Below are 4,113 nucleotides of genomic sequence, written 5' to 3'. Positions count from 1 at the left end.
CCTACCGATACTAATCCCCGGATTGATATACTATTTGGAAATGGAGAAACACATCCTGCATATTTTTATTATTAATTGCGCAGACTGGAAAACCAACAAAATTTGTAATGCAGGAATTTGTAAACAAAGAATAGCACCTGCGCCTGAAAGAGATTAGCTGATCATGTCAAAATATAAATGGTTGTGGTTGCTGCACTTTGGGTTAAAAGCCGATGAACAGCTGGGGCAATGATATTTACAATTGAAATATTCGTTGATGGTTAATTCGTAGGTACAGTTGCCACAAAAAACAGCTTTGTAATTCCATTCGTCTTTTTTCCAAATCTGTAGTGGATGATTTGCGTGCTCTTCGTGGCAATGAATGCAGGCATAATAACTATTGCAGCATTTAAATTTGATGGCAATAATATCAAGTAAAGAATGATAATGAGTGCAACGGGTATGGGCATCTACAAGCTGGCCTTTTATGTATGGGTGCATTTTGTAAAAATAATACAAGTAGCTTTAAAGCTGGCTAAAAACGATTTCGTGCTGCCAGGGTTTTCTCCGCACTTCCTTCAAGGTTAACAAACTACCTGCGCCCCCCCACGCTGAAACGTGCCACAACCTGCATACAGTAAACACAGCTTTTTTATAACTTTTTGCTATGGCTATAAAGCTGCATCACAACTTTACTTTTACATTTATAAAACGGTAACGTATAGTATATGCGTATGTTCGCTGCGAAGAGTGTTAAACGCAGCAGTTTCGCTGATAAGGACTTTTTTATCATGAAAAATATACCGGCGACAATCCCGGCGGGACAGAAGAAACAGTAAAAGTAAAAGAAATCAATTTTGAACTTGCCTCCGACAACAATATTTATTGTTGCTTAAAGAATGGCACTTTAATATTTATTGATTTGCCTGATACTTTTAATTGATACCAGCCTGTTGCCAGGTTCCGGTTTATATTAATATTATGCAACGAAATATTTTCTCCACCATGGGCTATTTTAAATTCTTTAATTAGCTGGCCCTGCAGGTTATACAATAACGCAGTGTTAACACCTGCCTTAACGTTGATAAACGCCAGCGTTACCGTATTGCCATGTACAATATTTCCATGTATCCTAATTGAAGGAACTTGTCCGGCATTATTACGGATTGTTGCGTTTACTATGCTGCTATACGTTACATTTCCTTGTACATCCGTTGCTTTAATGCGGTAATAATGAGTACCAACCTGTGCGGTAACATCAAGCCAGCTATAATTTGCAATACCATCATTATTTAATTTTACAGCTATTGTTGCAACTTCAACAAAGCTGCTATCGTTAGTCGATTGCTGCTCCTGTACTTTGTAATTTCGTATATTTTTTTCTGTAGCATTATTCCAGCTTACCACAATATTATTTTGCTGATTGCAGGCACGTACATCTTTGTAGGTTACAATCGTTGGTATTGTTCTTTTAAAAACGATACTGAAACGATTAGCGGCAAAAGATGCAGAATCTGCATTAACCGTAAAAGTAATTGCAGTATTGCCGTTAAGTTTTATAAATGTATTATTAATGGTAGCTGAGTAGCTATCTTTTATTTGCCCCGAAAGTCCGTTACCATCCAAAGCTGATGTTGTTATCATTAACGTGTACGTTTTAGGTTTTAACCGATAAAGTTTTAGCAAAGTGGTATCATTATCTGCAATGGTATGCCTGCGTTCTATTGATAAAAAACTACTGTCTCTGCCAATGGCAATAATTTCCGCAAGATTATACATTTTTTTTGAATCCAGTCTGTTTACGGCATTGTCAGAATTTTTATCATAAGTGGTTAGTATGCCATCAATAAGTTATAATGAGCTATCTGAATTTAATAAATTTACTGCCACCTTACCTACAGGACTTTCAATTTCTTTAAACAACTGGTCACTTCCCCCTGAACTTTTATCAGCTTCCTTAATAGTTAACAGACCTTTTAACCCGTTAGAAGATTCGGTAAAAAAAGCTGCCCCGCTGGCAATGTATTGTGTTACGGTAGTTCCTGCCGGGCTTACGTCGTAGGTGGCTCCATTTTTAGAAACTGTTACATAACCGCCATATCCAAGGCTGCCGACAGTTTGGGCATCCCAAACATAAAATTTGCTGGCTACGTTTATTTTTGAAAGTAAATCAAAATTAATGGTAGAACAATATGGATTACCTACCATAGTAATACCAGCTGCATTGATTGCTGAAGCAATACTGTCCTTATTTGTTTGTCCAATGATACGTAAAGTGGTATTAGAAAGTGCAGCATTAGTACCCTGCATTAAGTTTGTTTCCCTATCTCCCCTGACAAAAATAAAATAACCAGGATACGTACTAATAGGTACATTAGTACCAGTTGCAGGTAACCCTACTACCGTATTTGATTCATTTATAAATACTTTTACAGAGGGGTTGCCAGTTATGTTTTGATCAAACCCACTTATTGCAGACCCACCCGTAATTTGAGTACCATAACCTGACACTGAACTATTTGCAGTTCCTCCATTGCCTTCCTGCCATGCTGCATTAATAGTTGGTGCACCCATAGCTGCAACAGGTGCAGATAACAACCGCCATGCACGCTTCCTTGGTATGTATCTTTCTATAGTTACAGTACCAATAATGGCATTCCCTGTATTTTGGCTGGCATTGGTAAGATCCGCAATACGGGCTGTACCTAATGCTGTAGACTTTAGGGTAAGATAGCCACCAGTGGTAAGAGTATCATTACTTCCACTAAAAGACAATGTGCCTGCTATACTTAGCGGGCCAGAAAGCGTAGTGTTATTACTTAAAATAAGATTACTGATCGTATTGCCTGTAAAAAGCCCGCTTGCCAATACTTGTGCAACTGTACCATTCATTTCCAAAGTTCCATTGCTCATATCAAAGGTACCCGAACTTATAATAGCCCCTTTTACGTGCAGCGTTGATAGCACAACCAGGGAACCAGGACTCACTATAGTTAACGAATCAACGATTGCTGTGCCAGAATCAAGCAGTGGAAATAGTCTGCCAGCAAAAAGTGTAGAAGGTATTAGTGCGTTAACAAAAGAAGCGGGAATATTATGGGTCCAGTTAGATGCCGTAAACCATTTATTGGTACCACCTGCACCTGTCCAAATGGTAGTTGAATAATCTAATGGAAGGACTGCCGTAAGATTATACGTTGGTAAAGCCCCATCAATTGAAAACATTCTGCCTTCCGTGTTACAATTGGCACCAATAGAAATAGCGCCATTTGCAATCATGGTTCCTTTCATAGTTGACATGGTGGCCATGGAGATTGCTCCATTTGCAACCCAAAAAACATTTGCCGCAGAAGCATTATTTATCAGACTAATTGAAGTACCTGCTCCAATAGTTAAAGCTCCCCCTGTTATAAAAATAAACAAAGCATTTGAATCTCCTTTTGCGTCAAGTGTAATATTACCTGCTAAAGATCCTGCGCCACCTTGAGAATAAACCCCTGGATTAACAGTACTGCCAACTAACACTACACCGCCGGCCATTGTTGCTGTTCTTGTATAAAGATCATTATAAGCTAATAGAAGATCTTTGGCTCCCTGAGCTGTTGTGGGATCAGACTGATAAATAGTACCACTCACTATACTCGGCGAACCAAAACCAGTAACTGTACCACCTCCATTTGAACCAATATTACCTAAAACAATTGACTGCCCTGTATTAGGAATGGATCCGTTAGATGTAAAAAGCACAAAGTTATAAAGAATGCCTAAATCAGGTAATTGACCAAAATTTGTTTTTGGAAAAAAATAAGGCCCGCCAGAAATACTATTGTAATGAGGTTTTTCATAGACATATTTTCATTGAACAAGGTAATAAGAAAGGATTACTCAAGTCCTAACGTAAAAAAGGAATATATGTTGCAATGCAGGTTGTGAAAAAATCACAAACTATTTTACCCGATATCTTTTCTAACCTTTTTGGTGCAAACCTTAAGATATAAAAAGATTTAAATTGGCTTGTACTCGCAAAATACATATCCTACAACAATTCAAGTGTCGTAAACTAATTACTAAAAAGCAGGTGCAGCCAATTAAATGAATAGCAAGCTGGGTGAGGATGGTAAACTTTCTGGCAAT

Annotated in this window: 3 protein-coding genes; all 3 read right to left on the bottom strand. The window is 38.0% G+C overall.

Annotated elements, in window-relative coordinates; all coding sequences use genetic code 11:
- Window positions 1-153: 153 nt before the first annotated feature.
- A complete protein-coding gene (locus H7254_RS13800; RefSeq protein ID WP_301933519.1) occupies window positions 154-480 on the bottom strand; it encodes a CHY zinc finger protein in 327 nt (108 codons plus the stop codon).
- A 381-nt stretch (window positions 481-861) separates the two neighbouring features.
- Complete coding sequence (locus H7254_RS13795; RefSeq protein WP_301933518.1) at window positions 862-1,758, bottom strand: hypothetical protein; 897 nt, start codon at window positions 1,756-1,758, stop codon at window positions 862-864.
- 72 nt (window positions 1,759-1,830) lie between these two features.
- Window positions 1,831-3,726: an ice-binding family protein gene (locus tag H7254_RS13790; RefSeq protein ID WP_301933517.1), complete on the bottom strand. Its 1,896-nt coding sequence runs from the start codon at window positions 3,724-3,726 to the stop codon at window positions 1,831-1,833.
- Between the last annotated feature and the right edge of the window lie 387 nt (window positions 3,727-4,113).

The sequence above is a fragment of the Ferruginibacter sp. genome (genome assembly GCF_014377975.1).
Taxonomy (GTDB): domain Bacteria; phylum Bacteroidota; class Bacteroidia; order Chitinophagales; family Chitinophagaceae; genus Ferruginibacter.
Note: the sequence above shows the minus strand (reverse complement) of the source record. Positions and strands in the feature narration are given on the sequence as shown.

Coding starts and splice junctions, on each gene's coding strand:
- H7254_RS13800 (WP_301933519.1), bottom strand. CDS start 480: ATGCACCCATACATAAAAGGCCAGCTTGTAGATGCCCATACCCGTTGC.
- H7254_RS13795 (WP_301933518.1), bottom strand. CDS start 1,758: ATGTATAATCTTGCGGAAATTATTGCCATTGGCAGAGACAGTAGTTTT.